Origin of the sequence: Candidatus Kapaibacterium thiocyanatum (genome assembly GCA_001899175.1) — a bacterium.
GTDB classification, from domain to species: domain Bacteria; phylum Bacteroidota; class Ignavibacteria; order Kapaibacteriales; family Kapaibacteriaceae; genus Kapaibacterium; species Kapaibacterium thiocyanatum.
In genome coordinates this window covers 1,934-2,694 of record MKVH01000007.1, presented here as the reverse complement: position 1 = coordinate 2,694, position 761 = coordinate 1,934, and positions in this window count along the sequence as shown.

Sequence of the window (761 nt, the reverse complement as noted above, 5' to 3'; positions counted from 1 at the left end):
GGCGAGACCCTCGCGAGCGGTACCTACACCGTCATCGTCAGGACCTCCGATGGCAATGCTTCCATTCCATTCGTGGTTCGCCGATGATCTGATACAAGGATATAATCCTCAACCTTGGCGCGAGACGTCCGGTTCCTTTTAACAGGGGCCGGGCGTCTTGCTGTTTAGGGGAGCTCGTGTAGTGCGAACGGTATTCTATCAATATTTATCCTCAATAGTATTTTTCGATAAAAAGAATTGTTATCTTATCCGCCGAGTGATCACGCAAAAAGTGCCGAAGGGTGGCATTCATTATCGCGTGTGTGTGTACGTTTCGGTGAATGGGCTTGGACTGAAATCCGGTCTCAATGACTGGAACGACCACGATCGGTTCGGATGCATATCCGGCCGCCTCACGGCTTGGTCCGATGGAGAATCGGACCGGCGCAATCCGGGCCTGAATTCACATTCAGGCAACACGATCAATCCGATCTGGTGATGAGCCAGATAGTGTGCAAGGTGCGGACGGACATCCGGGCTATCTACAATCCCCCCGTTGATGAATGTCCAACGACTAGATGTCGATACGGGCGAAGAGGCCCGAGGTGCGGCAATCCGGCTCCGGTGAATGAGCATCTGGTTGCCATGATCAATGTTCGTACGTGCATTCGGGAAATGCTACAATCCGATTCCCGATGAATGTACGAACGACTACAATTCGACGTGGGCGCAAAGCCCGAGGTGCGGCAATCCGGTTCCGGTGAATGAACGCCTGGTTGCCA